General features: G+C 44.5%; 3 protein-coding genes. All 3 read right to left on the bottom strand.

What is annotated here, in order from left to right:
* Positions 1–245: 245 nt before the first annotated feature.
* The 3 genes from QT974_RS32520 to QT974_RS32510 all read right to left on the bottom strand — a co-directional run bounded on the left by QT974_RS32520 (position 246) and on the right by QT974_RS32510 (position 3,535).
* Positions 246–1,088, bottom strand: coding sequence for a WecB/TagA/CpsF family glycosyltransferase (locus QT974_RS32520; RefSeq protein ID WP_333472488.1), 843 nt, complete (start codon positions 1,086–1,088; stop codon positions 246–248).
* Between the two features lie 76 nt (positions 1,089–1,164).
* Positions 1,165–2,247, bottom strand: coding sequence for an NAD-dependent epimerase/dehydratase family protein (locus QT974_RS32515; RefSeq protein WP_333472487.1), 1,083 nt, complete (start codon positions 2,245–2,247; stop codon positions 1,165–1,167).
* A 58-nt stretch (positions 2,248–2,305) separates the two neighbouring features.
* Complete coding sequence (locus tag QT974_RS32510; RefSeq protein WP_333472486.1) at positions 2,306–3,535, bottom strand: glycosyltransferase family 4 protein; 1,230 nt, start codon at positions 3,533–3,535, stop codon at positions 2,306–2,308.
* Positions 3,536–3,611: the final 76 nt, after the last annotated feature.

The following is a 3,611-nucleotide window of genomic DNA, read 5'->3' as shown; positions in this document are numbered from 1 at the left end:
TATGATACCATTGTTGTCTATAATTGCTTATAAACTCAATGAAGTTTTACAATACTTCCTCAGTAACGCAGACACTAATTTACAAAGCAAGCAGAACAAAAATCACAGAAAACAACCCATTAATTCTCGATTTAAATCCTCACAAGTTTAAAGTCGAAAGTCAAAATAATTAATTATTATTTCTAATTTTGGCTTTGGGCTTTTTATTTGTGAAAACAGACAATTCACAACACAAGCAAGAGATTTCAACCATACAACACTTCTTCAGCAGGCGCAGTCGCGTCTTTGGGGTCGAAATTCTTAATTTTCAAAGCTTGTAGCAAAAACAGCCAGATATAAAGCGGATTTAACAAAACATACCGCTGCCATAGGCGCCGGGGTTCCTTAATCAACCGAAACAGCCATTCCAAACCTATCTTACATAAAAACTCAGGAGATTTAGCCAAATTTCCCGAATGAAAATCGTAAGCTGCACCTACAGCAATCAGCGGCATCGATAGCTCGTCCCGGTATTCGTAGGCCCAAACTTCTTGTCGCGGACACCCCAAACCGACAAAAGTAATTGCTGCACCGCTGTTGCGAATTTCCTGGGCAATTTCCTGTTTTTCTTGGGGCGAAACGTGCCTAAATTTAGAAGGCTGAGTTCCCGCAATAATTAACTTGGGATAACGCTCGCAGAGATTGCGACATAAAGCTTCCAATACAGAAGGTTTAGATCCGTACAAATAGATAGATAATCCTTCTTCGGCGGCGCGTTCGCAAATTTGTAGCATCGCATTGGGCCCACAAACTCGATCGGGCAATTCCGTATTGTAGAGCAAATTTAATGCCCACCTCACAGGTTGTCCGTCGGGCAATACTAAGTCAATGTGATTGATCCGATAGCGGTGAGTGCTGTCAAGCACCCCTGTCATTACCCCGTGAACTGCTAGAGCAGAAACTGACATTGGTTTTCCGGCGCTGGCGGCACCAATAATTTTGTTGACAGCCGCTTCATAATTAACGGCATTTACTAATATGCCGAGTACATTCTTTTTCCCTAGATCAATCATGGAAGACCTCTTTAAACCCACAGCAGTTACGCTCATAAATCTCCAGTAAAATTTGTTGAACTTTGTGCGCCATCGTTTGCAAAATTTGACAGTACATTGTTTTGCTCAAGCTCTAATCCTTCGCTCCTTCTTTCAGCCAGCGCTCGCGGTTACAATCATAAATCTCCTGGAGGATTTGTTTGACGTTGTATTTCATTTTCCAATCAGGATAGTGACTGGAAAATTTTGAATTGTCGCTAATCCACCAAATGTGATCGCCAATGCGATTCCCTTCGGCATAAGTCCAATTAAATTTGCGCTCTGCAATTGCTTCGCACATCTGGATAGCTTCTAACATCGAACAATTGCTGTTGCGACCTCCTCCTGTATTATAAACTTCGGCGCTTCTGGGAGCTTTATAAAATTCATAAAATGCCGAAATTAAATCAGCGCTGTGAATGTTATCGCGGACTTGCTTGCCTTTGTAGCCAAACACAGTGTAAGGAATTCCCGTCACGGCGCATTTCATCAAGTAAGCCAGGAAGCCGTGCAATTGAGCTCCCGAGTGATTCGGCCCTGTCAGACAGCCGCCGCGAAAACAAGCGGTGTTCATATTAAAATAACGACCGTATTCTTGAACTAAAATGTCAGCGGCTACTTTGGATGCACCAAACAAACTGTGCAAGCACTGGTCGATAGACATATCTTCCCGAATGCCGCTTTCGTAAGTGTGACCCGATGCAATTTCCCACCTGTGTTCTAATTCAACTAAAGGCAATTTGTTGGGCGTATCCCCATATACTTTATTTGTTGATGTAAAAATGAAAACAGCTTTGGGACAGTACAAGCGAGTTGCTTCTAAAAGATTGATAGTACCGTTAGCGTTGACGGTAAAATCTATTTTAGGAGCGCGAGCAGCCCAATCGTGGCTCGGTTGGGCTGCTGTGTGAATTACTAACTCGATCGACTCTCCGTAACGCTGAAAAATATTGGTAATAGCTTCGTAGTCGCGAATGTCTACATCTAAGTGATAATACTTGGTTCCCAAAGATTTTTCTAGCTGTTGGCGGTTCCAGTTGGTAGAACCATCGGCACCAAAAAAAAACTGGCGCATATTGTTGTCGATCCCAACTATGTCCAAGCCTTGTTTGGCAAAGAACTTACACGCCTCCGATCCAATTAATCCCGCCGAGCCTGTAATGATTGCAACGCTCACGTTTCACCGCCTGAAAAATATAGTTTTCTTTGTTTTGTGCGATCGAACAAATCGGAAGTTATTCTGATTTTCTCTTGGATACATCTTCGCACAATTGAGCAAAGAATTGACCTTTTATATTCCAATCATAGATTTCCCTGACACGTTTTTGACCTGCTGCACCCAAGCGCTCTCGCAATTCACCATCCTTCGCCAAACACACTATAGCTTCTGCTAGACCTTGCACGGCGCGCTCCGGGTCAGTAGCAGCCACTTTAATCCCTGTTTGGGCCGTCACTTGAGTAGCCGGGCCGCCCAAATCCAAACAAATCGTCGGACGCCCAACGCCCATCATTTCCGTGCAGACAAAACCGCCCGAGTCATGCAAACTCGGGTGGAGGAGAACGTGAGACTCTCCCATTTTAGAAAGAGTTTCACTGCGCGGTAAAGACCCCCAAAAAAATACTTGATTTCCCAGTCCCAGTTCTGTTACCAAAGCTTCTAAACGCTGTCTTTCTGGGCCGTCTCCGACAATCCAGTATTCCGATTGTTCTACCGAAGCCTCCGCAAATGCACGGAGTCCCAAGTGCACTCCTTTCCAATGTAAGAGACGACCGACGCTAATAAATCTAACAGGTTGTTCCGGCGGAGTTGGAAATTTTTCTAATTCCAGAATCTCCTGTTGCGATAAACCGACTTGCGAGAAAATTTTGACGTTTTTTGCTTTGAGAAATCGCAGTCTGGCTGCGGTTTCTTCGGTAGTAGCTAGCGCGACTGCACTACGGCGTGCCGTCAGCCCCACAAACGGATCGCGTTCTCCGGCGCTTTGAGCCCACGCTCGCAGGGTTTCGTAAATTTTGCCCCGGCGGCTAAAATCTTGCCAAAAAGGCTTTGGTGCTGCTTCTGCACCGCCTACGGGCCCCCAAATAAAAGGATGCGGTAATAATGCTAGGAAACTTGGAGACCAATGCTTGACATAAGTTACGTGATGTACTATGTCAAAACCAATTTCACGATCGAGCTTTCGAGCCATAAAATAAGCCCAGATTTGCCACAGATAGTAATGAAGTTGCAGCAATCCCTGTTTTCCCTTCCAATCTTCGCTCCACCCAAACGGATCGAAATAAACAAAGTGCAGGTTTGGCACCGGATTGCGCTCTAATTCTGCTTCAATGTACGATCGACAAAACGTCCGTGTAAATACCCAACTTTCGTGATATTTAGCAGATTGGATAACTGTATTCCATCCCACTCCCTCTTCAGAGCCGAGATTTGGTTCGCAAGCAAAGGCAGATAATAAAACTTTCATTAGTTATTTGGTAATTGGGCATTGGTTCGAGCGTTCGGAATGCAAGTCCTTCCAAATTCTGAGGACTAAACTCCTC

Source organism: Microcoleus sp. BM001215392 (genome assembly GCF_036700185.1).
GTDB lineage: Bacteria > Cyanobacteriota > Cyanobacteriia > Cyanobacteriales > Microcoleaceae > Microcoleus.
Note: the sequence above shows the minus strand (reverse complement) of the source record. Positions and strands in the feature narration are given on the sequence as shown.

Excerpts from the sequence above, each read along its gene's own strand:
- QT974_RS32510 (WP_333472486.1), bottom strand. The coding sequence starts at position 3,535 with ATGAAAGTTTTATTATCTGCCTTTGCTTGCGAACCAAATCTCGGCTCT.
- QT974_RS32520 (WP_333472488.1), bottom strand. The coding sequence starts at position 1,088 with ATGAGCGTAACTGCTGTGGGTTTAAAGAGGTCTTCCATGATTGATCTA.